The organism is Luteimonas soli, from assembly GCF_042648865.1.
Taxonomy (GTDB): domain Bacteria; phylum Pseudomonadota; class Gammaproteobacteria; order Xanthomonadales; family Xanthomonadaceae; genus Luteimonas; species Luteimonas soli.
In genome coordinates this window covers 615,526-641,109 of record NZ_JBHRYA010000001.1, presented here as the reverse complement: position 1 = coordinate 641,109, position 25,584 = coordinate 615,526, and the positions used below count along the sequence as shown (strand labels likewise).

The 25,584-nt window shown below is 65.9% G+C and carries 29 protein-coding genes; all 29 read right to left on the bottom strand.

All coding sequences use genetic code 11. From position 1 onward, the window contains the following. Nucleotides 1-335 precede the first annotated feature (335 nt). Nucleotides 336-1,682 (bottom strand): preprotein translocase subunit SecY, encoded by a 1,347-nt coding sequence (gene secY / locus ACFONC_RS02960; protein ID WP_386742132.1) that lies wholly within the window; start codon nucleotides 1,680-1,682, stop codon nucleotides 336-338. Between the two features lie 7 nt (nucleotides 1,683-1,689). Next, the gene (gene rplO, locus ACFONC_RS02955) at nucleotides 1,690-2,124 is read right to left on the bottom strand and encodes a 50S ribosomal protein L15 (protein WP_386742130.1); all 435 of its coding nucleotides are present in this window, start codon (nucleotides 2,122-2,124) and stop codon (nucleotides 1,690-1,692) included. A gap of 3 nt (nucleotides 2,125-2,127) precedes the next feature. Continuing rightward, nucleotides 2,128-2,325: a 50S ribosomal protein L30 gene (gene rpmD, locus ACFONC_RS02950; protein WP_386742128.1), complete on the bottom strand. Its 198-nt coding sequence runs from the start codon at nucleotides 2,323-2,325 to the stop codon at nucleotides 2,128-2,130. Further along, on the bottom strand, nucleotides 2,318-2,848 hold the full coding sequence (rpsE, locus tag ACFONC_RS02945; RefSeq protein WP_386712982.1) for a 30S ribosomal protein S5: 531 nt from the start codon (nucleotides 2,846-2,848) through the stop codon (nucleotides 2,318-2,320). Before rpsE ends, rpmD begins: the two co-directional genes overlap by 8 nt. A gap of 276 nt (nucleotides 2,849-3,124) precedes the next feature. Next, entirely contained in the window at nucleotides 3,125-3,478 is a 354-nt protein-coding gene (gene rplR, locus ACFONC_RS02940; protein WP_386742127.1) for a 50S ribosomal protein L18, read from the bottom strand. 47 nt (nucleotides 3,479-3,525) lie between these two features. Further along, nucleotides 3,526-4,053, bottom strand: a complete 528-nt coding sequence (gene rplF, locus ACFONC_RS02935) for a 50S ribosomal protein L6 (RefSeq protein ID WP_386742126.1) — start codon at nucleotides 4,051-4,053, stop codon at nucleotides 3,526-3,528. A 13-nt stretch (nucleotides 4,054-4,066) separates the two neighbouring features. Continuing rightward, the gene (gene rpsH, locus ACFONC_RS02930; RefSeq protein ID WP_386742124.1) at nucleotides 4,067-4,462 is read right to left on the bottom strand and encodes a 30S ribosomal protein S8; all 396 of its coding nucleotides are present in this window, start codon (nucleotides 4,460-4,462) and stop codon (nucleotides 4,067-4,069) included. A gap of 80 nt (nucleotides 4,463-4,542) precedes the next feature. Further along, nucleotides 4,543-4,848, bottom strand: a complete 306-nt coding sequence (gene rpsN, locus ACFONC_RS02925) for a 30S ribosomal protein S14 (RefSeq protein WP_386742122.1) — start codon at nucleotides 4,846-4,848, stop codon at nucleotides 4,543-4,545. Between the two features lie 15 nt (nucleotides 4,849-4,863). Further along, nucleotides 4,864-5,403, bottom strand: a complete 540-nt coding sequence (gene rplE / locus ACFONC_RS02920; protein WP_386742121.1) for a 50S ribosomal protein L5 — start codon at nucleotides 5,401-5,403, stop codon at nucleotides 4,864-4,866. Nucleotides 5,404-5,435: 32 nt separating this feature from the next. Then, complete coding sequence (gene rplX / locus ACFONC_RS02915; RefSeq protein WP_386742119.1) at nucleotides 5,436-5,744, bottom strand: 50S ribosomal protein L24; 309 nt, start codon at nucleotides 5,742-5,744, stop codon at nucleotides 5,436-5,438. A 15-nt stretch (nucleotides 5,745-5,759) separates the two neighbouring features. Then, a complete protein-coding gene (rplN, locus tag ACFONC_RS02910) occupies nucleotides 5,760-6,128 on the bottom strand; it encodes a 50S ribosomal protein L14 (RefSeq protein WP_027080643.1) in 369 nt (122 codons plus the stop codon). A 14-nt stretch (nucleotides 6,129-6,142) separates the two neighbouring features. Next, nucleotides 6,143-6,406: a 30S ribosomal protein S17 gene (gene rpsQ / locus ACFONC_RS02905; protein WP_386742118.1), complete on the bottom strand. Its 264-nt coding sequence runs from the start codon at nucleotides 6,404-6,406 to the stop codon at nucleotides 6,143-6,145. Between the two features lie 12 nt (nucleotides 6,407-6,418). Continuing rightward, nucleotides 6,419-6,604, bottom strand: a complete 186-nt coding sequence (gene rpmC / locus ACFONC_RS02900; RefSeq protein ID WP_386742117.1) for a 50S ribosomal protein L29 — start codon at nucleotides 6,602-6,604, stop codon at nucleotides 6,419-6,421. Beyond that, nucleotides 6,604-7,017 (bottom strand): 50S ribosomal protein L16, encoded by a 414-nt coding sequence (gene rplP, locus ACFONC_RS02895; RefSeq protein WP_386742115.1) that lies wholly within the window; start codon nucleotides 7,015-7,017, stop codon nucleotides 6,604-6,606. The genes rpmC and rplP overlap by 1 nt, the downstream gene beginning before the upstream one ends. A gap of 2 nt (nucleotides 7,018-7,019) precedes the next feature. After that, entirely contained in the window at nucleotides 7,020-7,751 is a 732-nt protein-coding gene (rpsC, locus tag ACFONC_RS02890) for a 30S ribosomal protein S3 (RefSeq protein ID WP_386742113.1), read from the bottom strand. Between the two features lie 3 nt (nucleotides 7,752-7,754). Then, entirely contained in the window at nucleotides 7,755-8,102 is a 348-nt protein-coding gene (gene rplV, locus ACFONC_RS02885; RefSeq protein ID WP_386742112.1) for a 50S ribosomal protein L22, read from the bottom strand. 13 nt (nucleotides 8,103-8,115) lie between these two features. Beyond that, the gene (gene rpsS / locus ACFONC_RS02880) at nucleotides 8,116-8,382 is read right to left on the bottom strand and encodes a 30S ribosomal protein S19 (RefSeq protein ID WP_386742110.1); all 267 of its coding nucleotides are present in this window, start codon (nucleotides 8,380-8,382) and stop codon (nucleotides 8,116-8,118) included. 6 nt (nucleotides 8,383-8,388) lie between these two features. After that, on the bottom strand, nucleotides 8,389-9,216 hold the full coding sequence (gene rplB, locus ACFONC_RS02875) for a 50S ribosomal protein L2 (RefSeq protein WP_386742109.1): 828 nt from the start codon (nucleotides 9,214-9,216) through the stop codon (nucleotides 8,389-8,391). Between the two features lie 10 nt (nucleotides 9,217-9,226). After that, nucleotides 9,227-9,526, bottom strand: coding sequence for a 50S ribosomal protein L23 (gene rplW, locus ACFONC_RS02870; RefSeq protein ID WP_386742108.1), 300 nt, complete (start codon nucleotides 9,524-9,526; stop codon nucleotides 9,227-9,229). Beyond that, the gene (gene rplD, locus ACFONC_RS02865; RefSeq protein ID WP_386742107.1) at nucleotides 9,523-10,128 is read right to left on the bottom strand and encodes a 50S ribosomal protein L4; all 606 of its coding nucleotides are present in this window, start codon (nucleotides 10,126-10,128) and stop codon (nucleotides 9,523-9,525) included. The genes rplW and rplD overlap by 4 nt, the downstream gene beginning before the upstream one ends. Before the next feature lie 12 nt (nucleotides 10,129-10,140). After that, nucleotides 10,141-10,794 (bottom strand): 50S ribosomal protein L3, encoded by a 654-nt coding sequence (gene rplC, locus ACFONC_RS02860; protein WP_386742106.1) that lies wholly within the window; start codon nucleotides 10,792-10,794, stop codon nucleotides 10,141-10,143. Between the two features lie 10 nt (nucleotides 10,795-10,804). Then, entirely contained in the window at nucleotides 10,805-11,116 is a 312-nt protein-coding gene (gene rpsJ, locus ACFONC_RS02855; protein ID WP_024891232.1) for a 30S ribosomal protein S10, read from the bottom strand. Between the two features lie 518 nt (nucleotides 11,117-11,634). Continuing rightward, entirely contained in the window at nucleotides 11,635-12,825 is a 1,191-nt protein-coding gene (gene tuf, locus ACFONC_RS02850; protein ID WP_386742105.1) for an elongation factor Tu, read from the bottom strand. A gap of 97 nt (nucleotides 12,826-12,922) precedes the next feature. Then, on the bottom strand, nucleotides 12,923-15,010 hold the full coding sequence (gene fusA / locus ACFONC_RS02845; protein WP_386742104.1) for an elongation factor G: 2,088 nt from the start codon (nucleotides 15,008-15,010) through the stop codon (nucleotides 12,923-12,925). A gap of 200 nt (nucleotides 15,011-15,210) precedes the next feature. After that, a complete protein-coding gene (gene rpsG / locus ACFONC_RS02840) occupies nucleotides 15,211-15,678 on the bottom strand; it encodes a 30S ribosomal protein S7 (RefSeq protein ID WP_027078973.1) in 468 nt (155 codons plus the stop codon). Between the two features lie 101 nt (nucleotides 15,679-15,779). After that, complete coding sequence (rpsL, locus tag ACFONC_RS02835; RefSeq protein ID WP_386742103.1) at nucleotides 15,780-16,154, bottom strand: 30S ribosomal protein S12; 375 nt, start codon at nucleotides 16,152-16,154, stop codon at nucleotides 15,780-15,782. A gap of 287 nt (nucleotides 16,155-16,441) precedes the next feature. Beyond that, nucleotides 16,442-20,668, bottom strand: coding sequence for a DNA-directed RNA polymerase subunit beta' (rpoC, locus tag ACFONC_RS02830; RefSeq protein WP_386742102.1), 4,227 nt, complete (start codon nucleotides 20,666-20,668; stop codon nucleotides 16,442-16,444). 110 nt (nucleotides 20,669-20,778) lie between these two features. Next, nucleotides 20,779-24,951 (bottom strand): DNA-directed RNA polymerase subunit beta, encoded by a 4,173-nt coding sequence (rpoB, locus tag ACFONC_RS02825; protein ID WP_386742101.1) that lies wholly within the window; start codon nucleotides 24,949-24,951, stop codon nucleotides 20,779-20,781. 247 nt (nucleotides 24,952-25,198) lie between these two features. Next, entirely contained in the window at nucleotides 25,199-25,576 is a 378-nt protein-coding gene (gene rplL / locus ACFONC_RS02820) for a 50S ribosomal protein L7/L12 (RefSeq protein WP_386742100.1), read from the bottom strand. Between the last annotated feature and the right edge of the window lie 8 nt (nucleotides 25,577-25,584).

Genomic DNA, 25,584 nt, shown 5'->3' with positions numbered 1-25,584 from the left:
TCCGGCCGCTGAACCGGCCGATGCCCCTCTCCGGCATGGGGAGTGTGCCCATGCTCCGGCAACGGACCCGTGCTGGACGCGGCGCCGGGATCCCGGTGCCCCGCCCGCCCCTCGCCACTCAAGCGCGGGGACCGGCACTGGCCCACCCGCGCGCGAGACCGCCGCCCGGGTTGCCCATCAACCCTCCAGTGGAGGGGGTGTTGCCGCCGTCCTGGCGCCAGCCGTGGGCTGGTATTGCTGCCCCGGTCCTTCCCTGGCCGGGTCGTCTTGATCGTAGGGCGGGTCTTGACCCGCCGCTTTCGTGGCTTGGCGGGTCAAGACCCGCCCTACCCCGCTTACCTCGCCCTGGCTCCCCCCTTGAGGTTCGCCTTCTTGAGCAGGCTTTCGTACTGGTGCGACATCAGGTGGGCCTGGATCTGGGAAATGAAGTCCATCACCACCACCACCACGATCAGCAGCGAGGTGCCGCCGAAGTAGAACGAAGCGCCCAGGTCCTTGCGCATGAACTCGGGCAGCAGGCAGACGATGACCATGTAGGCCGCGCCGGCCGCGGTCAGCCGCGTCAGCACCGAGTCCACGTAGTCCGCGGTCGCCTTGCCCGGACGGATGCCCGGGATCAGCGCGCCCGACTTCTTGAGGTTGTCGGCGGTTTCCTGCGAGTTGAAGACCAGCGCCGTGTAGAAGAACGTGAAGCCGGTGATCAGCGCCGCGAACAGCAGCAGGTACAGCGGCTCGCCCGGCGAGAGCGCCTGGCTGATGCGCTGCAGCGTCAGCTGGAAGCCGCCGCTGCCCTGCCCGCCGAACCAGGTGGTGACCGTGGCCGGGAACATGATGATCGACGAGGCGAAGATCGCCGGGATCACGCCCGACATGTTGAGCTTGAGCGGCAGGAACGAGCTCTGGTTCATGTACGCGCCGCGCCCGCCCTGGCGCCGTGCGTAGTTCACCGTGATCCGCCGCTGCCCGCTCTCGACGAACACCACGAAGAAGGTGAAGGCGAACACCACCAGCACGATCAGGATCAGCGAGATGGCGCTCATGTCGCCGTTGCTGAACGACTCCAGGGTGGTGATGACCGCACCCGGGAGCCCGGCGACGATGCCGGCGAAGATGATCAGCGACACGCCGTTGCCGACGCCGCGCTCGGTCACCTGCTCGCCCACCCACATCAGGAACATCGTGCCGGCGGTCAGCGCGACCACCGCGGTCATGATGAAACCCATGCCCGGGCTGTAGACGGCCTGGATGCCGCCGGTGGCGCCGCCGCTCTGCAGCGCCGTGGCGATGCCCGCGGCCTGGAAGATCGCCAGCGGGATCGCGCCGATGCGCGACCACTGGGTGATCCTGCGGCGCCCGGACTCGCCTTCCTTCTGGATCGCCTTGAGGCTGGGCATGATCTGCACCAGCAGCTGGATCACGATCGAGGCCGAGATGTACGGGATCACGTTCAGCGCGAACAGGCTGAAGCGCGACAGCGCACCGCCGGAGAACATGTTGAACATGTCCACGATGGTGCCCTTCTGCTGCTCCATCAGCGCCAGCATCGCGTCCGGGTTGACGCCCGGAACGGGGATGTAGGAGCCGACGCGATAGACCAGCAACGCGCCGAGCACGAACAGCAGGCGCTGGCGCAGTTCCGTGAACTTGCCCAGGCCACCCATCGCGTTGCCGGTTCGTGCCATGTGCCGCTTACTCCTCGATCTTGCCGCCAGCGGCTTCGATCGCCGCGCGGGCGCCGGCCGTGGCCAGCAGTCCCTTCAGCACGAGCTTCTTCGAAACCTCGCCCTTCTTGACGATCTTGGCCTGCTTGGCCGACGCCGGGACCAGCTTGGCGGCGCGCAGGGCGGCGAAATCGATGTCGCCCTCGAGCTTGTCGAGCTGGTACAGCATCACCTGCACGGTATCGCCCTTGATCTTGGAGCGGAAACCGACCTTCGGCAGGCGCATGTGCATCGGCATCTGGCCGCCTTCGAAGCCGGCCTTGATCTTGCCCTTGCCCGAGCGGGCGAACGAGCCCTTGTGGCCGCGGCCGGCGGTCTTGCCCAGGCCCGAACCGATGCCGCGGCCGACGCGCTTGCGCTCCTGGCGCGCGCCCTCGGCGGGCGAAAGTGTGTTCATGCGCATGTCTTATTCCTCCACACGGACGAGGTAGTGGACCTTGTTGATCAGTCCACGGACCTGCGGGCTGTCCTTGAGTTCCCGGACATCGTTCAATTTGTTGAGGCCGAGCGCCCTGACCGACAGGCGGTGCTTCGCCTGCGAGCCGCGCAGGCCCTTGACCAGGCGCACCTTGACGGTGCCGCCGGTGGTTTCGTTCTTAGCCATGGTGCAGGTCCTCCACCTTCTTGCCGCGCTTGGCCGCGATGCGGGCCGGCGAATGCATTTCGGTCAGGCCCTTGAGCGTGGCGCGCACCAGGTTGATCGGGTTGCGCGAGCCGGTGGCCTTGGCCAGCACGTCCTTGACGCCGACCGCTTCGAGCACGGCGCGCATCGCGCCGCCGGCGATCACGCCGGTACCTTCGGACGCCGGCTGCATGTACACATGCGCCGCGCCGTGGCCGGACTTGACCGCGTGCCACAGGGTGCCGTTGTTGAGCTCGACGTTGGACATGCCCTTGCGCGCATATTCCATCGACTTCTGGATCGCGACCGGCACTTCACGCGCCTTGCCGTAGCCGAAGCCGACCTTGCCGTTGCCGTCACCAACCACCGTCAGCGCGGTGAAGGTGAACTGGCGACCGCCCTTGACGGTCTTGGAGACACGGTTGACGGCGATGAGCTTCTCGATCATCCCGTCGTCGATTTCCTCGCGGTTGTTGCGCCCGCGCGAATCGCGTTCGTTTGCCATTGTCGTTTCCTGGTTTTGAGGTTGATTACGGCTGCTGCCGCTTATTGTTGGGATATGGATCGGGTGCCCCGGCGTGACGGGAACCCGCCACGCCGTCCGGCGCAACCCGCGCCGGCGGGTGAGTCAAGGCGCGCTTGGCGCGGCACTGCCGCGCCGCCTTGGCGAACGGCCGGCCATGGATGGCCGACCGGGCTGTCAGGAAACCAACAGCGTTTCGCCATGGATGGCGGCTTTGACTCGGTTTTCAAGCGGCAGGGATGACCTCCTGCCGATGGATCAGAACTGCAGGCCGCCCTCGCGCGCTGCATCGGCCAGCGCCTTGATGCGGCCGTGGTAGCGGTAGCCGGAGCGGTCGAAGGCGACCTTCTCGACGCCGGCGGCCTTTGCCTTCTCGGCAATGATGCGGCCGACCCTGGCAGCGGCTTCGGTGTTCTTGTTGCTCTTCAGGCCGTCGCGGACGTCGGCCTGGGTGGTGCTGGCCGCGGCCAGCACCTTCGAGCCGTCGGCATTGAACAGCTGCGCGTAGACGTGCTGGCCGGTGCGCAGCACCGTCAGGCGCGGCACGCCGAGTTCGCGGATATGCGCGCGGGTCGACCTGGCGCGGCGCAGGCGTGCGGTTCTCTTGTCCATCTTCTTGCTCCTGGCGGAAGCTGAAAGCCCTGTGATCCCCTGCGGGATCAGGCCTTCTTGGCTTCCTTACGAATGATGTTCTCGCCGGCGTACTTCACGCCCTTGCCCTTGTACGGCTCCGGCGGACGGAAGCCGCGGATCTTCGCCGCAACCTCGCCCACGCGCTGCTTGTCGGCGCCGGTGACCACGACCTCGGTCTGGGTCGGGGTGCTGATCGTGATGCCGTCCGGGGTCTTGAACAGCACCGGGTGCGAAAAGCCCAGTGACAGGTTCAGGTCCTTGCCCTGCATCGCGGCACGGTAGCCGACGCCGACCAGCTCGAGCTTGCGCTCGAAGCCTTCGGACACGCCGTGCACCATGTTGGCGATGATCGCACGCAGGGTACCGGTGATGGCGACCTTCTCGGAATCGCCGGTCGACAGCTGCGCCTGGCCGTTGTCGATCTTGACCTCGACGTCGGCGGGCTTGGCGATCGACAGCGTGCCCTTCGGGCCCTTGACGCTGACGCTCTCGGCCTGGACGTTCAACTCGACACCCTTCGGCAGGGCGATCGGCTTCTTGGCTACTCGGGACATTTCGATGACTCCCTTAGGCCACGAAGCACAGGACTTCACCGCCGACGCCCTGCTGGCGCGCCTGCGAGTCGGTCATGATGCCCTTCGAGGTGGAGATGATGGCGATGCCCAGCCCGTTGAGGACCTTGGGCAGCGCGTCCTTGCCGCGGTACTGGCGCAGGCCCGAGCGCGAAATGCGCTGCAGGCGCTCGATCACCGGGCGGCCTTCGTAATACTTCAGCTCGATCTCGAGTTCGGCCTTGGCGCCATCCTCGATCACGCGCGAACCGCCGATGTAGCCTTCGTCCTGCAACACCTTGGCGATGGCCACCTTGGTCCTGGACGACGGCATCTTCACCGTCGGCTTGCCAACCGCCGCCGCATTCCTGATGCGGGTCAGCATGTCGGCGATGGGATCAGTCATGCTCATGGATGATTACCTTTGAGTACACCGATATCCGCTTTCGCGAACGTCTTCGTGGAGCCCCGCCGGATGGCGAGGCAGTTGGATTACCAGGACGCCTTGCGCAGGCCCGGCACGTCGCCGCGCATGGTGGCTTCGCGCAGCTTGTTGCGGCCCAGGCCGAACTTTGCGTACACGGCGCGCGGACGACCGGTCAGGGCGCAGCGGGTGGTCTGGCGCGAGGGCGAGGAGTCGCGCGGCAGCTTCTGCAGCTTGACCACCGCTTCCATCTTCTCGTCGTAGCCGGTCGCTTCGTCGCTGATGATCTTCTTCAGCGCCTCGCGCTTGGCGGCGAACTTCTTCGCCAGCTTTTCCCGCTTGGTCTCGCGGTTGACCATTGAAGTCTTTGCCATGGTTCTATCCTCGGATCAGCGGAACGGGAAACGGAAGGCTTCGAGCAGCGCCCGCGCCTCGTCGTTGGTCTTGGCGGTGGTGGTGATGGCGATGTCCATGCCGCGCAGCGCGTCGACCTGGTCGAAGTCGATCTCCGGGAAGATGATCTGCTCCTTCACGCCCATGTTGAAGTTGCCACGGCCGTCGAACGAACGGCCCGACACGCCGCGGAAGTCGCGCACGCGCGGCAGCGACACGTTCACCAGGCGATCGAGGAACTCGTACATCTTCGAGCGGCGCAGGGTGACCTTGCAGCCGATCGGCCAGCCGTCACGGATCTTGAACGACGCCACCGAGACGCGCGACTTGGTCACGATCGGCTTCTGGCCGGAGACCTTCGCCATGTCGGCAACCGCGTTCTCGAGCACCTTCTTGTTGGTCGCGGCCTCGCCCACGCCCATGTTGAGCGTGATCTTGGCCAGGCGCGGCACCTGCATCGGGTTGGTGTAGCCGAACTTCTCCATGAGCTTCGGCACCACCTCATCCTTGTAGAACTTTTCCAGACGGGTATTCATTTCAGCATTCCTCAGATGTCAGGCGCACCTGATCAGATGGCCTCACCACTCGAGCGGAACACGCGCAGGCGGCGTCCATCCTCGAGGACCTTGGTACCGATGCGCTCGCCCTTGCCCGAGGCAGGGTTGAAATGCATCACGTTGGACGCGTGGATCGGCGCCTCGCGCTCGATCACGCCGCCGGGCTGGTTTGCCTGCGGGTTCGGCTTGGTGTGGCGCTTGACCAGGTTGATGTTCGACACGACGACCTTGTCGCCCATGACGCGCACCACGTCGCCCTGCTTGCCCTTGTCCTTGCCGGCGGTGACGATCACGCGGTCACCCTTCTTGATACGGTTCATGTCTGCTTCCTCCGCTCAGAGCACTTCAGGTGCGAGCGAGACGATCTTCATGAACTTCTCGGAACGCAGTTCACGGGTCACGGGCCCGAAGATGCGCGTGCCGATCGGCTCGTGCTTGTTGTTGAGCAACACCGCGGCGTTGCCGTCGAAGCGGATCAGCGAGCCATCGGCGCGGCGGACGCCCTTGCGGGTGCGCACCACGACGGCGTCGTAGACCTCGCCCTTCTTGACCTTGCCGCGCGGGATCGCGTCCTTGATCGATACCTTGATGATGTCGCCGATGCCGGCGTAGCGGCGCTTGGAGCCGCCGAGCACCTTGATGCACATCACTTCCTTGGCGCCGGAGTTGTCTGCCACGTCGAGGTGGCTTTGCATCTGGATCATGGTTCAGCCTCCTCTTATTCGGCCGCGCGCGAGACGATCTCGACCACGCGCCAGTTCTTGGTCTTCGACATCGGCGCGATCTCCGTCACCCGGACGACGTCGCCTTCGTTGCAGCTGTTGTCGGCGTCGTGGGCGTGCAGCTTGCTCGAACGGCGGATGTACTTGCCGTACAGCGCGTGCTTGACCTGGCGCTCGACGAGCACCGTCACCGTCTTGTCCATCTTGTTGCTGACCACGCGGCCTTCGACCGTGCGCTGCTTTTTATCAATGTTGTCCATGGTCATGGTTCCTTACTGCTTCGTGCCGAGCAGCGTGTTGACGCGCGCGATCTCGCGGCGGACGCGGCGCACGTCGTGGGTCTTGGCGAGCTGGCCGGTGGCCTTCTGCATGCGCAGCGAGAACTGCTCCTTCTGCAGCTCGACCATGTGGGCCTTCAGCTCGTCGGCCGACTTCCCGCGGAGTTCCTTGAGTTCCATCAGCGCACCGTCCGGGTCACGAAAGTGGTGGTGATCGAGAGCTTGGCGGCGGCCAGGCGGAATGCCTCGCGCGCGGTCGCCTCGTCGACGCCCTCGATCTCGTAGATCATGCGGCCGGGCTGGATCTGGGCGACCCAGAATTCCACGGCGCCCTTGCCCGAGCCCATGCGGACTTCGATCGGCTTCTTGGTGATCGGCTTGTCGGGGAACACGCGGATCCACATCTTTCCGCCGCGCTTGACGTAGCGGCTGATCGAACGGCGCGCGGCCTCGATCTGGCGTGCGGTGATCTGGCCAGTCTGCGTGGCCTTGAGGCCGTACTCGCCGAAACTGACGAGATTGCCGCTCCAGGCCAGGCCGTCATTGCGGCCCTTGTGCATCTTGCGGTACTTGGTTCGCTTGGGTTGCAACATGATCAGTCCCTCGCCTCGCGGTCACGACGCGGTCCGCGCGGACGCTCACGGTCGCCGCGATCACCACGCGGCGTGTCGTCCTGCTTTTCCTGGCCAACCTGGGCGAAGTCGAAGATCTCGCCCTTGTAGACCCAGGTCTTGATGCCGATGATTCCGTAGGTGGTCTTGGCCTCGGCGAAGCCGTAGTCGACGTCGGCGCGCAGGGTATGCAGCGGCACGCGGCCTTCGCGATACCACTCCGAGCGCGCGATCTCGGCGCCGTTGAGGCGGCCGGCGACGTTGACCTTGATGCCCAGCGCGCCCAGGCGCATCGCGTTGCCGACGGCGCGCTTCATCGCGCGGCGGAACATGATGCGGCGCTCGAGCTGCTGCGCGATCGACTCGGCGACCAGCTGCGCGTCGAGCTCGGGCTTGCGGACCTCGGTGACGTTGATGTGCGCCGGGACGCCCATCAGGTCGGTCACTTCCTTGCGCAGCTTCTCGATGTCCTCGCCGCGCTTGCCGATCACCACGCCCGGGCGGGCGGTGTGGATCGTCACGCGCGCGGTCTTGGCCGGACGCTCGATCGTGATGCGGCTGATACCGGCCGAAGCCAGCTTCTTGCGCAGCATCTCGCGGACCTTCAGGTCGGCGGCGAGATAACCGGCGTATTCCTTCTTGCCGGCATACCACTTGGAGTTCCAGTCCTTGGAAATGCCCAGGCGGATACCGGTCGGATGAACTTTATGACCCATGAGTTACTTCCCCTCGCCGACGACGACGGTGATGTGGCTGGTGCGCTTCAGGATGCGGGTGCCGCGACCCTTGGCGCGCGCCATGAAACGCTTCAGCGTCGGACCTTCGTCGACCATGATGGTCTTGACCTTCAGCTCGTCGACGTCCGCGCCCTGGTTGTTCTCGGCGTTGGCGATCGCCGACTCCACCACCTTCTTGATCAGGTGGGCGGCTTTCTTGTCGGAAAACTTCAGCAGGTTGACGGCGCGCTCGGCGGACAGGCCACGCACCTGGTCGGCGACCAGGCGGGCCTTCTGCGGGGAGATGCGGGCGGTACGCAGGATCGCCTTCGCCTCGTTCTGGTTGGACATGGTCGTCATCCCCTTACTTCGACTTCTTGTCGCCGCCATGACCCTTGAAGGTCCTGGTCAGGGCGAACTCGCCGAGCTTGTGGCCGACCATGTTCTCGTTGACCAGCACCGGGACATGGTTCCTGCCGTTGTGCACGGCAATCGTGTAACCCACCATCTCCGGCAGGATCATCGAGCGCCGCGACCAGGTCTTGATCGGCCGCTTGGTGTTGCTCGCCGCCTCCACCTTCTTGACCAGGTGATGGTCGGTGAAGGGGCCCTTCTTGAGTGAACGTGCCATGGTCTATCAGCTCCTGCGATCGCGCACGATGAACTGCTGCGTCCGCTTGTTGTGGCGGGTCTTGTAGCCCTTGGTCGGCACGCCCCACGGGGTAACCGGGTGCGGGTTGCCCTGGCCGGCCTTGGCCTCGCCACCGCCGTGCGGATGGTCGACCGGGTTCATTGCCGCGCCGCGGACGGTCGGCTTGACGCCGCGCCAGCGGCTGGCGCCGGCCTTGCCCAGCTTCTCGAGGTTGTGCTCGACGTTGCCGACTTCGCCGATGGTGGCGCGGCACTCGGACGGAACGCGGCGCATCTCGCCCGAACGCAGGCGCAGCGTCGCGTAGACGCCTTCACGAGCGACCAGCTGCACGCCGGCACCGGCCGCGCGCGCGATCTGCGCACCCTTGCCCGGTTTCATCTCGATGCAGTGCACGGTGGAACCGACCGGGATGTTGCGCAGCGGCAGCGTGTTGCCGGTCTTGATCGGCGCATCGATGCCCGCGATCACCTGGTCACCGGCCTTCAGGCCCTTGGGCGCGATGATGTAACGGCGCTCGCCATCGACATAGCACAGCAGCGCGATGTGCGCGGTGCGGTTGGGATCGTATTCGATCCGCTCCACGCGCGCCGGGATGCCTTCCTTGTCGCGCTTGAAGTCGATGATGCGGTAATGCTGCTTGTGGCCACCGCCGATGTGGCGGGTGGTGATCCGGCCGTGGTGGTTGCGGCCGCCGGACTTGCTCTGCTTCTCGAGCAGGGGCGCATGCGGCGCACCCTTGTGCAGGTCGGGCGTGACCACGCGCACCGCGCTGCGGCGGCCGGCGGAAGTGGGTTTGAATGTCATCAATGGCATCGGTCCGTCCTCAGGCCTTGACCGTCATCACGTCGATCGACTGGCCGTCGGCCAGCGTCACGTACGCCTTGCGCCAGTCGCCACGGGTGCCCTGGCGGTTGCGGAAGGCCTTGTTCTTGCCTTTCACGTTCACCACGTTCACCGCCTGGACCTCGACGCTGAAAATCTGCTCGACGGCCGACTTGATGTCGGCCTTGGTCGCCGTCTTGGCGACTTCGAACGCGTACTGGTTGGAAACTTCCTGCAGGCGCGCGGTCTTTTCGGACACGCGCGGCGCACGGATCACGCTGTAGAGCTTGGCGTCGTTCATGCCAGCCACTCCTCGATCTTCTTCACCGCGTCGCTGGTGACCAGGACGCTGTCGGCGCTGACCAGCGCCACCGGGTCCAGGCCCTGCACGTCGCGGACTTCGACGTACGGCAGGTTGCGCGCGGACAGGTACAGGTGCTCGGAGGCCTCTTCGGTCACGATCAGCGGCCGGCGGCCGAGTTCGAAATCCTTCAGCTTCGACACCAGGTCACTGGTCTTGCTCGCCTCGACGTCGAACGCCTCGACGATCGTCAGGCGGCCCTGGCGGTTGAGTTCCGACAGGATCGCCGCGATCGCGGCGCGGTACATCTTGCGGTTGACCTTCTGCGCGAAGCTGCGCGGCTTGGCCGCGAACGTCACGCCGCCACCGACGAAGATCGGGGCCGTCAGCGCGCCATGACGCGCACCGCCGCCCTTCTGCTTCTTCGACTTCTTGGTGGTGCCGTTGACTTCCGAGCGCGTCTTCTGCGCCTTGGTGCCGGCACGACCCGCGTTGCGGTAGGCAACGACCACCTGGTGGACCAGGTCCTCGCTGAATTCGCGGCCGAACACGGCGTCGGAAACCGACAGCTTCTCTTTGCTATTTCTGATGGCAAGTTCCATCGTCGTCTCTCCTTATGCCTTGCTCGACGGACGGACGATCACGTCGCCGCCCGGCGCGCCAGGCACGGCGCCCTTGATCGCGATCAGGCCGCGCTCGGCATCGACCCGGACCACTTCGAGGCGCTGCGTGCTCTGGCGCACGGCACCCATGTGGCCGGACATCTTCTTGCCCGGGAAAACACGGCCGGGCGTCTGGCGCTGGCCGATCGAGCCCGGCGCACGATGCGACAGCGAGTTGCCGTGCGTCGCGTCGCCCATCTTGAAGTTCCAGCGCTTGATCGTGCCCTGGAAGCCCTTGCCCTTGGTCACGCCCTCGACGTCGACGATCTGGCCGACCTCGAAGATGTCGGCCTTGATCTCGCCGCCGACGCTGAAGTCGGCGATCTTGTCGTCGGCGACGCGCAGCTCCCACAGGCCACGGCCGGCTTCGACCTTGGCCTTGGCCAGGTGGCCGGATTCGGGCTTGTTGACCAGCGCGGCGCGCTTGACGCCAACGGCAACCTGCACGGCGCTGTAGCCGTCGGTTTCCTGGGTCTTCACCTGGGTGATGCGGTTCGGGGTCGCCTCGATCAGCGTCACCGGAATGGACACGCCATCCTCGGTGAAGATGCGGCTCATGCCGGCCTTGCGACCGACGATGCCCAACGAATATTTCTTCGCGGTCATGGTCCGGGCCTCAGGTCAGTTTGATCTGGACGTCGACGCCAGCCGCGAGTTCGAGCTTCATCAGCGCGTCCACGGTCTTGTCGTTGGGGTCGACGATGTCGAGCACGCGCTTGTGCGTGCGGGTTTCGTACTGGTCGCGAGCGTCCTTGTCGACGTGCGGCGACGTCAGGATGGTGTAGCGCTCGATTTTGGTCGGCAGCGGGATCGGGCCGCGCACCTGCGCGCCGGTCCGCTTGGCCGTTTCGACGATCTCGCTGGCCGAACGGTCGATCAGGCGATGATCGAACGCCTTGAGCCGGATCCGGATCTTTTGGTCCGCCATGACGGAGGTTCCTTCGTTGAAAGAGCGACAGGTTTTGCGGCTGGATGCGCAAAACCCCGTGGAAACAATGACTTGCCGATGCCAACATCCAAGCTTCGGCAGTATCCTGAACAAAAGAGCGGACCGGTCACCCGGTCCGCCAGACTTGGGAATCGCAGACGCGACGGCTGGCCCCTCCCTGTATGCCCCGAAGAACTTCGGGGCGGGTGGAGCTCTGCCACGCGACATTTCCGTGTCTGGCGAAAACGAAGCGCATCCGGCGCCTCATTTCGCGGTCTTCGCGAAGCGCCGCATGGGCAATCCGCGAAGTAGTCAAACATTATAGCTGGACGGGCAAAATCATTGCAAGCCCGTTTTGATCGGTTTTCCGGTTCCCGGCTCCTGGGTGCCGGGAGTCTTGAAGCTGGATTCCCGGCTGGATCGCTCGGGTATGGCGCCAACCGCTGGATCCCCGACTAGAGCGCTCGGGGATGGCGATTGGCTGGCGCCCGGCGCCTAGGCGCCGGGCTGGCCAATCGTCACTTGACGATCTTCGCCACCACGCCGGCGCCGACCGTCCGGCCGCCTTCGCGGATCGCGAAACGCAGGCCTTCGTCCATCGCCACCGGGTTGATCAGCTGCACCGCCATCTTCACGTTGTCGCCCGGCATCACCATCTCCGTGCCCTCCGGCAGCGTCACCGCACCGGTGATATCCGTGGTCCGGAAGTAGAACTGCGGCCGGTAGCCCTTGAAGAACGGCGTGTGGCGACCGCCCTCGTCCTTGCTCAGCACGTACACCTCGGCCTCGAAGTCCGTGTGCGGGGTGATGCTGCCCGGCTTGGCCAGCACCTGGCCGCGCTCCACGTCGTCGCGCTTGGTGCCGCGCAGCAGCAGGCCCGCGTTGTCGCCCGCCTGGCCCTGGTCCAGCAGCTTGCGGAACATCTCCACGCCCGTGACCGTGGTCTTCTGCGTCGGGCGGATGCCGACGATCTCGATCTCGTCGCCCACCTTGATGATCCCGCGCTCGATGCGACCGGTCACCACCGTGCCACGACCGGAAATCGAGAACACGTCCTCGACCGGCATCAGGAACGACTTGTCCACGTCGCGCTCCGGCTCCGGGATCCACGTGTCCAGCGCCTCCACCAGCGCCAGCACCGACGGCACGCCGATCTCCGACTGGTCGCCTTCCAGCGCCTTGAGCGCCGAACCCTTCACGATCGGGGTGTCGTCGCCCGGGAACTCGTACTTGCTCAGCAGCTCGCGGACTTCCATCTCCACCAGCTCCATCAGCTCGGCGTCGTCCACCATGTCCGCCTTGTTCAGGTAGACCACGATGTACGGCACGCCCACCTGGCGGGCCAGCAGGATGTGCTCGCGCGTCTGCGGCATCGGGCCGTCAGCGGCCGAGCACACCAGGATCGCGCCGTCCATCTGCGCCGCACCCGTGATCATGTTCTTCACGTAGTCGGCGTGGCCCGGGCAGTCCACGTGCGCGTAGTGGCGCGTCGGGGACTCGTATTCCACGTGCGAGGTCGAAATCGTGATCCCGCGCGCCTTCTCTTCCGGCGCCATGTCGATCTGGTCGTAGGCCTTGAACTCGCCACCGAAACGTTCCGCGCCGATCTTCGTCAGCGCCGCCGTCAGCGTCGTCTTCCCGTGGTCCACGTGACCGATCGTGCCCACGTTCACGTGGGGCTTGGTGCGCTCGAACTTACCCTTGGCCATTGGTTTGAACTCCGTGATTCGTGATTGGTAATTGGTGATTGGTGAAAGCGGGATCCGCGCTCTTTCGAATCACGAATCCCGAATCCCGAATCACGATTTACTTCTTGGTGACCGTCTCGGCGATGTTCGCCGGCGCTTCCGCGTAGTGGTCGAACTCCATCGTGTAGGTGGCACGGCCCTGCGACATCGAGCGCAGCGTCGTGGCATAGCCGAACATTTCGCCCAGCGGGATCATCGCGTTGATGATCTTGCCCGTCGGGCTGTCGTCCTGGCCCTGCAGGATGCCGCGGCGACGGCTGACGTCGCCCATCACGTCGCCGAGGTAATCCTCGGGCGTGACGATCTCGACCTTCATGACCGGTTCGAGCAGGACCGGGCTGGCCTTGCCGAAACCTTCCTTGAAGCCCATGGAGCCGGCGATCTTGAACGCCATTTCCGACGAGTCGACCTCGTGGTACGAGCCGTCGTACAGCTTCACCTTGACGTCAACGATCGGATAACCGGCGAGGATGCCGCTGGCCATCGCTTCCTGGATGCCCTTGTCGACGGCCGGGATGTATTCCTTCGGCACCACGCCGCCGACGATGGCGTTCTCGAACTCGTAGCCGACGCCCGGCTCCTGCGGCGAGATCTCCAGCCACACGTGGCCGAACTGGCCCTTGCCGCCCGACTGGCGCACGAACTTGCCTTCGGACTTGACCGTCTTGCGGATGGTCTCGCGATAGGCGACCTGCGGCTTGCCGACGTTGGCCTCGACGTTGAACTCGCGCTTCATGCGGTCGACCAGGATGTCCAGGTGCAACTCGCCCATGCCGGCGATGATGGTCTGGCCGGATTCCTCGTCGGTGCGCACGCGGAAGGACGGATCCTCCTGCGCCAGTCGACCGAGCGCGATGCCCATCTTTTCCTGGTCGGACTTGGTCTTGGGCTCCACGGCCATCGAGATGACCGGCTCCGGGAACGTCATGCGCTCGAGCGTGATGACGTGGTCCTGGGCGCACAGCGTGTCGCCGGTGGTCACGTCCTTCAGGCCCACGGCCGCGGCGATGTCGCCGGCGCGCACTTCCTTGATCTCGTTGCGATCGTTGGAGTGCATCTGCAGGATGCGGCCCACGCGCTCCTTCTTCGACTTGACCGGGTTGTAGACCTGGTCGCCGGAGTTGAGCACGCCCGAGTACACGCGGAAGAACGTCAGCGAACCGACGAACGGGTCGGTCATGATCTTGAACGCGAGCGCGGAGAACGGCGCCTTGTCGTCGGCCGTGCGGGTGTCTTCCTTCTCGTTCTCGTCGATGCCCTGCACCGGCGGACGGTCGGACGGCGACGGCAGCAGGTGGACCACGCCATCGAGCATGGCCTGCACGCCCTTGTTCTTGAACGCGGTGCCGCAGAACACGGGGACGATCTCGACCTTCAGGGTACGTTCGCGCAGGCCGGCGATGATTTCCTCTTCGCTCAGCTCGCCGCTTTCCAGGTACTTGTCCATCAGCGCTTCGTTGGCTTCGGCCGCGGCCTCGACCATGAACGAGCGCGCCTCGGCGGCCTTCTCGGCCAGCTCGGCGGGGATCTCGCCGTATTCGAACACGGTGCCCTGGGAAGCGGTATCCCAGTGGATGCGCTTCATCTTGAGCAGGTCGATGACGCCGTCGAAGCCGTCCTCGGCGCCCACCGGCACCTGCATCGGCACGGCGTAGGCGCCCAGGCGCGAACGCAGCTGGCCGACGACCTTGTCGAAGTTGGCGCCGGTGCGGTCCATCTTGTTGACGAACGCAAGGCGCGGCACCTGGTACTTGTTGGCCTGGCGCCACACGGTCTCGGACTGCGGCTGCACGCCGCCGACCGCGCACAGCACGAACACCGCGCCGTCGAGCACGCGCAGTGAACGCTCGACTTCGATGGTGAAGTCGACGTGCCCGGGGGTGTCGATGATGTTGAAGCGGTGCTGCGGCATCGACTTGTCCATGCCGGTCCAGAACGCGGTGGTCGCGGCGGACGTGATGGTGATGCCACGCTCCTGCTCCTGCTCCATCCAGTCCATGGTGGCGGCACCGTCGTGCACTTCACCGATCTTGTGGCTGACGCCGGTGTAGAACAGGATGCGCTCGGACGTGGTGGTCTTGCCGGCATCGATGTGGGCCATGATGCCGAAGTTGCGGTAACGGTCGATGGGAGTGGTGCGAGCCACGGCGATTCTCGTAATGTGTGCCCGGTGGACCAGGGCCGGAAATGGCCGGACGCCGCCTTGCGGCGGCTTCCGGGATCGTCGTGCGACCCGGTCGGTACCGGGTCGCGGATCGGGGGCGGCGTGCGAGGCGCAGCGGCACCCGGGGCGGACGCCGTCGCCGGCATCCTGCGGCGCACGTCCGTGCGCCGCCTTGAGCTATCTCACCAGCGGTAGTGCGCGAAGGCCTTGTTCGCCTCGGCCATGCGGTGCGTTTCCTCGCGCTTCTTGATCGCGCCACCACGGTTTTCCGAGGCATCGATCAGTTCGGCGGCAAGCTTGCGCGGCATGCTGTTCTCGCCGCGCTTGCGCGCCGAGTCGATCAGCCAGCGCATCGCCAGCGCCATGCGGCGCGACTGGCGCACTTCGACCGGCACCTGGTAGGTGGCGCCGCCGACGCGGCGGGACTTCACCTCGACCGACGGCGAAATGTTGCCCAGCGCCTTCTCGACGACTTCGAGCGGGTTCGGATTCTTCTCGCCGATCACGTCCATGGCGCCGTAGACGATCTTTTCAGCGACCGACTTCTTGCCGCTGTACATGACCATGTTGATGAAGCGGGCGATGGTCTCGCTGCCGTGCTTCGGGTCGGGCAGCACCGAACGCTGCGGGGTGTTTCCTTTACGCGACATGGCTCGTTTCTCTGTAGGGCGGGTCTCGACCCGCCGTTTCTTCCGGATGGCGGATCAAGGCCCGCCTTGCAAATGCTTCCCGGGCTGGACGCCCAGCCGAATCAACCCTTCGGACGCTTGGCGCCGTACTTGGAGCGGCTCTTGCGGCGCTTGGTCACGCCGGCGGCGTCGAGCGAACCGCGCACGGTGTGGTAGCGCACGCCCGGCAGGTCCTTGACGCGGCCGCCGCGGATCAGCACCACGGAGTGCTCCTGCAGGTTGTGGCCTTCGCCGCCGATGTACGAGATGACTTCGTAACCGTTGGTCAGGCGCACCTTGGCCACCTTGCGCAGGGCCGAGTTCGGCTTCTTCGGGGTGGTGGTGTAGACGCGGGTGCAAACCCCGCGACGCTGCGGGCAGTTCGCCAGCGCGGGCGAATTGCTCTGGTAGGTCTCGGGACTGCGCGACTTGCGCACCAGCTGGTTGATTGTTGCCATCGGTCTCGGGTCTGTGTTCGGGCCGCGGCCCGGTCGTGAAAACGAAGGCAGGCGGAGTGAGCCCCGGCCTGCCAGACGGAAAAGTATAGCTGGCGCGGACGCTTAGCGTCAACGCAAGCCGGACCCGGCCGGCCGGCTACCCCTTCGGGTCGCCGGCCTGCGCCTGCGATCATGATCCCGCCCTTCCTGGGCCGAACACGAGGCGCGTCCATGGCGCCTCATTTCGTGATCTGGTGGGTCCCGGAGGACCCGGCGACCCCATTCAGGGGATCGCCGCTAACGGTGTATCAGGTGTTGTCGGAGGCTTCGTCGGCCATGACTTCGCCGACTTCAGCGGCCGCCTCGCCGGCGATCGCGCCGGACAGGGCGTCCATCTCGGAGTCGGTGAGGCCGGAGGCGTTCTTGCGGCGCTGCGTATGGTACGCCAGGCCGGTGCCGGCGGGAATCAGGCGCCCGACGATCACGTTCTCCTTCAGGCCGCGCAGGCCATCGCGGGTGCCGCGCACCGCGGCCTCGGTCAGCACGCGGGTGGTCTCCTGGAAGGAGGCCGCGGAGATGAACGACTCGGTCGCCAGCGAAGCCTTGGTGATGCCCAGCAGCACCGGCTCGAACTTCGCCGGCAGCTCGCCCTTGGCCTCCAGCCTGGCGTTCTCCTCGAGCACGCGCTGGCGCTCGGCCTGTTCGCCATGCAGGAAGCGGCTGTCGCCCTGGTCGGTGATCTCGACCTTGCGCAGCATCTGGCGGACGATCACCTCGATGTGCTTGTCGTTGATCTTCACGCCCTGCAGGCGGTAGACGTCCTGGATCTCCTTGGTCAGGTAGACGGCCAGCGGCTCGACGCCCAGCAGGCGCAGGATGTCCTGCGGGCTCGGCTCGCCGTCCACCACGGTCTCGCCCTTCTCCACGTGCTCGCCTTCGAACACGATGATCTGGCGGTACTTGGGGATCAGCTCCTCGTGCTCGTCGCCGTCCGGGCCGCGGATGATCAGGCGCTGCTTGCCCTTGGTGTCCTTGCCGAAGCTGACCACGCCCGACTTTTCGGCCAGGATCGCCTGGTCCTTGGGCTTGCGGGCCTCGAACAGGTCGGCCACGCGCGGCAGGCCGCCGGTGATGTCGCGGGTCTTGGAGGCTTCCTGTGGCACCTTGGTGACCACGTCGCCGACGCCGACCGGGGCACCGTCCTGCAGGTTGACGATCGAGCGCGGCGGCAGCAGGTACTGCGCCGGCAGGTCGGTCCCGGGGATGGTGAGGTCCTCGCCCTTCTTGTCGACGATGCGCACGATCGGGCGCAGGTCCTTGCCCTGCGAGCCGCGACGCTTGGGATCGGTGATCTCACGCGAGGCCAGGCCGGTCAGGTCGTCGGTCTTCTCGATCACGGTCACGCCGTCGATGAAGTCGACGAAGCGGATGAAACCGGCGACCTCCGACACGATCGGGTGGTTGTGCGGATCCCAGTGCGCGACCGACTGGCCGGCCTTGACCGCTGCGCCGTCCTTGACGTCGATGGTGGCGCCGTAGGGCAGCTTGTAGCGCTCGCGCTCGCGGCCGTGCGCGTCGAGCACCGACAGCTCGCCCGAACGCGACACCGCGACCAGGTGGCCACTGGCATGCGCGACGGTCTTGAGGTTGTTGAACTTGATCGAGCCGGTGGTCTTGACCGTCACGTTGTCGATGGCCGCCGCACGCGACGCCGCGCCACCGATGTGGAACGTACGCATGGTCAGCTGGGTGCCCGGCTCGCCGATCGACTGCGCGGCCACCACGCCCACGGCCTCGCCGTGGTTGACGATGTGGCCGCGGCCCAGGTCGCGGCCGTAGCAGTTGGCGCAGACGCCGAAGGAGGATTCGCAGGTGATCGTCGAACGCACCTTGATCGACTGCACGCCGGCGTCCTCGAGCTTGCGCACCCAGGATTCGTCGAGCAGCGTGTTGCGGGTGACGATCGGATCCTCGTCCTCGCCCGGGACGAACACGTCCTCGGCCACGATGCGGCCCAGCACGCGGTCGCGCAGCGGCTCGACCACGTCGCCGCCTTCGACGATCGGGGTCATGGTCAGGCCCGCGAGCGTGCCGCAGTCGTCCTCGGTGATCACCACGTCCTGGGCCACGTCGACCAGGCGACGGGTCAGGTAACCGGAGTTGGCGGTCTTGAGCGCGGTGTCCGCGAGGCCCTTTCGGGCGCCGTGGGTCGAGATGAAGTACTGCAGGACGTTGAGGCCTTCGCGGAAGTTCGCGGTGATCGGGGTCTCGATGATCGAGCCGTCCGGACGCGCCATCAGGCCGCGCATGCCCGCCAGCTGGCGGATCTGCGCCTGCGAACCACGGGCGCCGGAGTCGGCCATGATGTAGACCGAGTTCATCGACTTCTGCTCGACCTGCTCGCCCTTGGCGTTGGTCACCGTCTCGGTGCCGATGGTCTTCATCATTTCCTGGGCGACGCGCTCGTTGGTGCGCGACCAGATGTCGACGACCTTGTTGTAGCGCTCGCCGGCGGTGACCAGGCCCGACTGGTACTGCTGCTGGATCTCCACGACCTCGGCCTCGGCCTCGTCGAGGATGCCCTTCTTCTTCTCCGGGATGATCATGTCGTCGATGCCGATCGACACGCCGGCGCGCGTGGCGTACGCGAAGCCGGTGTACATCAGCTGGTCGGCGAACACGACCGTGTCCTTCAGCCCCAGCATGCGGTAGCAGGAGTTGATCAGGCGGCTGATGTTCTTCTTGGTCAGCTCGACGTTGGCCAGCGCGAACGGCAGGCCCTCGGGCAGGATCTCGGCCAGCAGCGCGCGCCCGACCGTGGTGTCCACGATCGAGGTCTTCTTCTGCTTGTTGCCTTCCTCGTCGGTCACGGTCTCGGTGATGCGCACCTTGACCTTGGCATGCAGGCCGGCGGCCTTGTTGTCGAACGCGCGCTTCACCTCGGCGACGTTGGCGAACACCATGCCCTCGCCGTTGGTGTTCTCCAGCGCGCGGGTCATGTAGTACAGGCCCAGCACCACGTCCTGCGACGGCACGATGATCGGCTCGCCGTTGGCCGGCGACAGGATGTTGTTGGACGCCATCATCAGCGCGCGCGCTTCCAGCTGGGCTTCCAGCGAAAGCGGGACGTGGACGGCCATCTGGTCACCGTCGAAGTCGGCGTTGAACGCGGTGCAGACCAGCGGGTGCAGCTGGATGGCCTTGCCTTCGATCAGCACCGGCTCGAACGCCTGGATGCCCAGGCGATGCAGGGTCGGGGCGCGGTTGAGCAGCACCGGATGCTCGCGGATCACCTCTTCCAGGATGTCCCACACCTCGGCTTCTTCGCGCTCGACCAGCTTCTTGGCGGCCTTGATTGTGGTCGCCAGGCCGCGGCGCTGCAGCTTGGCGAAGATGAAGGGCTTGAACAGCTCCAGCGCCATCTTCTTCGGCAGGCCGCACTCGTGCAGGCGCAGGGTCGGGCCGACCACGATGACCGAACGGCCCGAGTAGTCGACGCGCTTGCCGAGCAGGTTCTGGCGGAAGCGGCCCTGCTTGCCCTTGATCATGTCGGCCAGCGACTTGAGCGGGCGCTTGTTGGTGCCGGTGATGGCGCGGCCGCGGCGGCCGTTGTCCATCAGCGCGTCCACCGACTCCTGCAGCATGCGCTTCTCGTTGCGCACGATGATGTCGGGCGCGTTGAGCTCGAGCAGGCGGCGCAGGCGGTTGTTGCGGTTGATGACGCGGCGGTACAGGTCGTTGAGGTCGGAGGTCGCGAAGCGGCCACCGTCCAGCGGGACCAGCGGGCGCAGGTCCGGCGGCAGCACCGGCAGCACGGTCATGACCATCCACTCGGGGCGGTTGCCCGACTCGAGGAAGGCCTCGACCAGCTTGATGCGCTTGGTGAGGCGCTTGAGCTTGGTCTCCGAGCCCGTGGCGGCGATCTCTTCCTTCAGGTGCACCATCTCGGCCTGCAGGTCGATCGTGCGCAGCAGGTCGAACACGGCCTCGGCGCCCATGGCGGCGTCGAAGTCGTCGCCGTGTTCCTGGCGCATCTGCATGAACTGCTCTTCGTTGAGCAGCTGGCCGCGCTCGAGCGGGGTCAGGCCCGGCTCGGTGACGACGAACGCCTCGAAGTACAGGATGCGCTCGATGTCGCGCAGGGTCATGTCCAGCATCAGGCCGATGCGCGACGGCAGCGACTTGAGGAACCAGATGTGCGCGACCGGGCTGGCCAGGTCGATGTGGCCCATGCGCTCGCGGCGCACCTTGGCCAGCGTCACTTCGGTGCCGCACTTCTCGCACACCACGCCGCGGTGCTTCATGCGCTTGTACTTGCCGCACAGGCACTCGTAGTCCTTCACCGGCCCGAAGATGGCGGCGCAGAACAGGCCGTCGCGCTCGGGCTTGAAGGTGCGGTAGTTGATCGTCTCGGGCTTCTTGACTTCGCCGAACGACCACGAGCGGATCAGGTCCGGCGAGGCCAGCGCGATCTTGATCGCGTCGAAGTCGAGCGCCGGGCGCTGCTGGTTGAACAGGTTCAGAAGGTCTTTCATTTGGATTCTCCGGGAGCGGAAAGAGGGGAACAGGGGGCTGGGATCCGGGACCTGGGGGCTGAAAAGCGCGGATCGCTGCTCTTAGCCCCTAGTCCCCAGCTCCCAGACCCTCAGTGCTCTTCCAGCTCCATGTTGATGGCCAGCGAGCGGATTTCCTTGACCAGCACGTTGAACGACTCCGGCATGCCGGCGACCATTTCGTGTTCGCCGTCGACGATGTTCTTGTACATCTGGTTGCGGCCCTGCACGTCGTCGGACTTCACCGTCAGCATTTCCTGCAGGGTGTAGGCCGCGCCGTAGGCTTCCAGCGCCCAGACTTCCATCTCGCCGAAGCGCTGGCCGCCGAACTGCGCCTTGCCGCCCAACGGCTGCTGGGTGACCAGCGAGTACGGGCCGGTGGAACGCGCGTGCATCTTGTCGTCGACCAGGTGGTTGAGCTTGAGCATGTGCATGTAGCCCACGGTCACCTTGCGCTCGAACGCCTCGCCGGTGCGCCCGTCGTACAACTGCGCCTGGCCGCTGGACGGCAGGTCGGCGAGGGCGAGCATCTTCTTGATCTCGGCCTCGGTCGCACCGTCGAACACCGGGGTGGCCATCGGCACGCCGTCGGTCAGGTTGCGCGCGAGCGTCAGCAGTTCCTCGTCGGAGAACTGCTTCAGGTCGACGCGCTGGCCGTGCAGCTTGCCGTCGTGGTTGTAGATCTCGTCGAGGAACTTGCGCAGCTCGGCGATCTTGGCCTGCGCCTGCAGCATCTCGTCGATCTTCCGGCCCAGGCCCTTGGCGGCCCAGCCCAGGTGCACCTCGAGGATCTGGCCGATGTTCATTCGGCTCGGCACGCCCAGCGGGTTGAGCACGATGTCCACGGTCTCGCCGTTGGCCATGTGCGGCATGTCCTGCACCGGCACGATGGTCGACACCACGCCCTTGTTGCCGTGGCGGCCGGCCATCTTGTCGCCCGGCTGGATACGGCGCTTCACCGCCAGGTACACCTTGACCATCTTCAGCACGCCCGGGGCGAGGTCGTCGCCCTGGGTGATCTTGCCGCGCTTGTCCTGGAAGCGGCGTTCGAACTCCTTCTGGTGCGCCTCGATCTGCATCTGCGCGCGCTCGATCGCCTCGGACGCGTCCTCGTCCTTCATGCGCAGGTTGAACCATTCCTTCTTCGGCAGGCCGTCGAGGACCAGGCTGCTGACCGTCTCGCCCTTCTTCAAGCCGGCGCCGCCGTTGGCGACCTTGCCCAGCAGCTGCCCGCGCAGGCGGGCGTAGATGGCGCTTTCGAGGATGCGGAACTGGTCGTCGAAGTCCTTCTTGACGTGCTTGATCTCGCTCTCTTCGATCTGCTTGGCACGCTTGTCCTTCTCGATGCCGTCGCGGGTGAAGACCTGCACGTCGATGACCACGCCGTCCATGCCCGGCGGCACGCGCAGCGAGCTGTCCTTCACGTCGGAGGCCTTCTCGCCGAAGATCGCGCGCAGCAGCTTCTCTTCCGGGGTCAGCTGCGACTCGCCCTTCGGCGTGACCTTGCCGACCAGGATGTCGCCGGCGCGCACTTCGGCGCCGATGTAGACCACGCCGCTCTCGTCGAGGCGGTTCAGGGCCTGCTCGGAGACGTTCGGGATGTCGGCGGAGATCTCCTCCGGCCCGAGCTTGGTGTCGCGCGCCTGGACGGTGAGTTCCTCGATGTGGATCGTGGTGTAGCGATCCTCCATCACCACCCGCTCGGAGAGCAGGATCGAGTCCTCGAAGTTGTAGCCGTTCCACGGCATGAACGCGACCAGCATGTTCTGGCCCAAAGCCAGCTCGCCGATGTCGGTCGAGGGGCCGTCGGCCAGCACGTCGCCGCGCGCGACCGTGTCGCCCACGTTGACCAGCGGGGTCTGGTTGATGCAGGTGTTCTGGTTGGAGCGCGTGTACTTGATCAGGTTGTAGATGTCGACGCCGGCATCGTGCTCGCCGGAAATCTCGTCTTCATTGACCTTGACCACGACGCGGCCGGCGTCGATCTGCTCGATCACGCCGCCGCGGCGCGCGTTCACCGTCACGCCCGAGTCGCGCGCCACGGCGCGCTCGATGCCAGTGCCGACCAGCGGCTTCTGCGCACGCAACGTCGGCACGGCCTGGCGCTGCATGTTGGCGCCCATCAGCGCGCGGTTGGCGTCGTCGTGCTCCAGGAACGGCACCAAGGCCGCTGCGACCGACACGGTCTGCATGGGCGAAACGTCCATGAAGTCCACCTCGCTCGGCGGCTTGAGCAGCGACTCGCCCTGGAAGCGGCAGTCGACGAACTGGGCGGTCATGTTGCCCTTGTCGTCCTGCGGCGCGTTGGCCTGGGCGATGACGTACTCGTTCTCCTCGATCGCCGACAGGTACTCGACGTCGTCGGTGACCTTGCCGTTCACGACCTTGCGGTACGGCGTCTCGAGGAAGCCGTACTTGTTGGTCCGCGCGAACACGGCCAGCGAGTTGATCAGGCCGATGTTCGGGCCTTCAGGGGTCTCGATGGTGCAGACACGACCGTAATGCGTCGGGTGCACGTCGCGCACCTCGAAGCCGGCGCGCTCGCGGGTTAGGCCGCCCGGGCCAAGCGCGGAGACGCGGCGCTTGTGGGTGACCTCGGACAGCGGGTTGTTCTGGTCCATGAACTGCGACAGCTGCGACGAACCGAAGAACTCCTTCACCGCCGCCGCGACCGGCTTGGCGTTGATCAGTTCCTGCGGGGTCAGGCCATCGGCCTCGGCCATGGTCAGGCGCTCGCGCACGGCGCGCTCCACGCGCACCAGGCCGACGCGGAACACGTTCTCGGCCATCTCGCCGACCGAACGCACGCGGCGGTTGCCGAGGTGGTCGATGTCGTCGACGGTGCCACGGCCGTTGCGGATCTCGGTCAGCACCTTGATCACGTCGAGGATGTCGGACATGTCGCCGTATTCCTCGCGCATCCGCGCCGAATCCTCGTCCTTGCGCTCGGAGAAATAGCGCGCGTCGTACAGGATCGGCGCGCCAGTGACTTCCTTGCGGCCGATGCGGCGGTTGAACTTCATCCGGCCGACGGTCGACAGGTCGTAGCGCTCGAAGGTGAAGAACAGGTTGTGGAACAGGTTCTGCGCGGCGTCCTTGGTCGGCGGCTCGCCGGGACGCATCATGCGGTAGATCTCGACCAGCGCTTCGAGCTGGGTCTTGGTGCTGTCGATACGCAGGGTGTTGGACAGGTAGGCGCCGCGGTCCAGGTCGTTGACCCAGATCGTGCCGATGCCGTCGATGCCGGCCTTGCGGAAGGCTTCCAGCGTCTCCTCGGTGATCTCGTCGTTGGCGGCGGCCAGCAGTTCGCCGGTCTCGGCCTCGATCACGTCATGGGACAGGATGCGGCCGACCAGGTAGCTGTCCGGCACGGCCAGCGCGGCGATGCCCGAGTCGGCGAGCTGCTTGACGTGGCGCGCGGTGATGCGCTTGCCGGCCTCGACGATGACGTGGTCACCATCGGCCAGGTCGAAGTCCAGGGTCTCGCCGCGCAGGCGCTCGGGCACCAGCGCCAGCTGCACGCCCTCTTCCGGGTCGATGTGGAAGGTGTTGATCTCGAAGAACTCGTTCAACATCTCTTCGTTGTTGTAGCCCAGCGCGCGCAGCAGCACGCTGACCGGCAGCTTGCGGCGGCGGTCGATGCGGGTGAACAGCGCGTCCTTCGGGTCGAACTCGAAGTCCAGCCACGAGCCGCGGTACGGGATCACGCGGGCAGAGAACAGCAGCTTGCCCGACGAATGGGTCTTGCCGCGGTCGTGGTCGAAGAACACGCCCGGCGAGCGGTGCAGCTGCGAGACGATGACGCGCTCGGTGCCGTTGACGATGAAGGTGCCGTTGTCGGTCATGAGCGGGATCTCGCCCATGTAGACCTCCTGCTCCTTCACGTACTTGATCGCCTTGCTCGACGACTCGCGGTCGTAGATCACCAGGCGCACGGTCACGCGCAGCGGCGCGCCGTAGCTCATGCCGCGCTGGCGGCACTCGCGCTCGTCGAACACCGGGTCGCCGAGCTTGTAGCCGACGTACTCGAGGGCCGCGTAGCCGTTGTAGCTGACGATCGGGAACACCGACTTGAGCGCGGCGTGCAGGCCGCGGTCGGCGCGCTTGGCCGGATCGGTGTCGGCCTGCAGGAATTCGCGGTAGGAGTCGACCTGGATCGCGAGCAGGAACGGCACTTCGAGGATCGAGCCGCGCTTGCCGAAGTCCTTGCGGACCCGCTTTTTCTCGGTGAACGAATAATTCGACTGGTGCGAGGATGTCGTCATGGGGAGCTACACCTTTGGGGCATCTGTGGACCGCGCGTCCGCGGCCCAGGCTGAACCGGCAGCGCCGGTCCGGGGGAGAATCGCCAGTGGGAAGTCGCTGGTATTGCCGGCACCAGCACGCCTTCTCCCGCTACTTCCGACTGTCGACTCGTGTCAGTTTTCGGGTACTGCAACAACGGCCAAAGGCCGGGGGCTTTCGCCCCCAGCCTCGGCTGGTCGCCCTTACCGCTGGCGACGCAAGGACCGCTTACTTCACTTCGACCGTGGCGCCGGCCGCTTCCAGGTCCTTCTGGAACTTGGCAGCTTCTTCCTTCGAAACGCCTTCCTTGACCGCGCCACCGGCTTCGGTCAGGTCCTTGGCTTCCTTCAGGCCCAGGCCGGTGATCGCGCGGACCACCTTGATGACCTCGACCTTCTTGTCGCCGGCGGACTTCAGGTTGACGGTGAACTCGGTCTGCTCTTCGGCAGCGGCGGCACCGGCGCCGGCAGCCGGACCGGCGGCAACGGCCACCGGGGCGGCGGCGGACACGCCGAACTTCTCTTCCATCGCCTTGACCAGCTCCATCACCTCGACGAGGGTCTTGCTGCTGATCGCTTCGATGATCTGCTCGTTGGAAAGGGACATCGTGATTA

Bases quoted from the DNA above. Each gene is read 5' to 3' on its own strand.
- rpsQ (WP_386742118.1), bottom strand. From the start codon at position 6,406: ATGGACAACATTGATAAAAAGCAGCGCACGGTCGAAGGCCGCGTGGTC.
- rpsE (WP_386712982.1), bottom strand. From the start codon at position 2,848: ATGGCAAACGAACGCGATTCGCGCGGGCGCAACAACCGCGAGGAAATC.
- rpsG (WP_027078973.1), bottom strand. From the start codon at position 15,678: ATGTCGCGTAAAGGAAACACCCCGCAGCGTTCGGTGCTGCCCGACCCG.
- rplX (WP_386742119.1), bottom strand. From the start codon at position 5,744: ATGAACCGTATCAAGAAGGGTGACCGCGTGATCGTCACCGCCGGCAAG.
- rplN (WP_027080643.1), bottom strand. From the start codon at position 6,128: ATGATCCAGATGCAAAGCCACCTCGACGTGGCAGACAACTCCGGCGCC.
- rpsH (WP_386742124.1), bottom strand. From the start codon at position 4,462: ATGAGCATGACTGATCCCATCGCCGACATGCTGACCCGCATCAGGAAT.
- rpmC (WP_386742117.1), bottom strand. From the start codon at position 6,604: ATGGAACTCAAGGAACTCCGCGGGAAGTCGGCCGACGAGCTGAAGGCC.
- rpoB (WP_386742101.1), bottom strand. From the start codon at position 24,951: ATGACGACATCCTCGCACCAGTCGAATTATTCGTTCACCGAGAAAAAG.
- rpmD (WP_386742128.1), bottom strand. From the start codon at position 2,325: ATGGCTAAGAACGAAACCACCGGCGGCACCGTCAAGGTGCGCCTGGTC.
- rplV (WP_386742112.1), bottom strand. From the start codon at position 8,102: ATGTCCAACCAGAACGAGGCGAAGGCGATCCTGCGTACCGCCCGCATC.
- rplW (WP_386742108.1), bottom strand. From the start codon at position 9,526: ATGAACGACGCCAAGCTCTACAGCGTGATCCGTGCGCCGCGCGTGTCC.
- rplR (WP_386742127.1), bottom strand. From the start codon at position 3,478: ATGGACAAGAGAACCGCACGCCTGCGCCGCGCCAGGTCGACCCGCGCG.
- rplF (WP_386742126.1), bottom strand. From the start codon at position 4,053: ATGTCCCGAGTAGCCAAGAAGCCGATCGCCCTGCCGAAGGGTGTCGAG.
- rpoC (WP_386742102.1), bottom strand. From the start codon at position 20,668: ATGAAAGACCTTCTGAACCTGTTCAACCAGCAGCGCCCGGCGCTCGAC.
- rplC (WP_386742106.1), bottom strand. From the start codon at position 10,794: ATGACCGCGAAGAAATATTCGTTGGGCATCGTCGGTCGCAAGGCCGGC.
- rplE (WP_386742121.1), bottom strand. From the start codon at position 5,403: ATGAATACCCGTCTGGAAAAGTTCTACAAGGATGAGGTGGTGCCGAAG.
- secY (WP_386742132.1), bottom strand. From the start codon at position 1,682: ATGGCACGAACCGGCAACGCGATGGGTGGCCTGGGCAAGTTCACGGAA.
- rpsJ (WP_024891232.1), bottom strand. From the start codon at position 11,116: ATGGCGGACCAAAAGATCCGGATCCGGCTCAAGGCGTTCGATCATCGC.
- rplO (WP_386742130.1), bottom strand. From the start codon at position 2,124: ATGCGCATGAACACACTTTCGCCCGCCGAGGGCGCGCGCCAGGAGCGC.
- tuf (WP_386742105.1), bottom strand. From the start codon at position 12,825: ATGGCCAAGGGTAAGTTCGAGCGCACCAAGCCCCACGTGAACGTGGGC.
- rplD (WP_386742107.1), bottom strand. From the start codon at position 10,128: ATGGAACTTGCCATCAGAAATAGCAAAGAGAAGCTGTCGGTTTCCGAC.
- rpsL (WP_386742103.1), bottom strand. From the start codon at position 16,154: ATGGCAACAATCAACCAGCTGGTGCGCAAGTCGCGCAGTCCCGAGACC.
- rpsS (WP_386742110.1), bottom strand. From the start codon at position 8,382: ATGGCACGTTCACTCAAGAAGGGCCCCTTCACCGACCATCACCTGGTC.
- rplL (WP_386742100.1), bottom strand. From the start codon at position 25,576: ATGTCCCTTTCCAACGAGCAGATCATCGAAGCGATCAGCAGCAAGACC.
- rpsN (WP_386742122.1), bottom strand. From the start codon at position 4,848: ATGGCAAAGACTTCAATGGTCAACCGCGAGACCAAGCGGGAAAAGCTG.
- rpsC (WP_386742113.1), bottom strand. From the start codon at position 7,751: ATGGGTCATAAAGTTCATCCGACCGGTATCCGCCTGGGCATTTCCAAG.
- rplP (WP_386742115.1), bottom strand. From the start codon at position 7,017: ATGTTGCAACCCAAGCGAACCAAGTACCGCAAGATGCACAAGGGCCGC.
- rplB (WP_386742109.1), bottom strand. From the start codon at position 9,216: ATGCCATTGATGACATTCAAACCCACTTCCGCCGGCCGCCGCAGCGCG.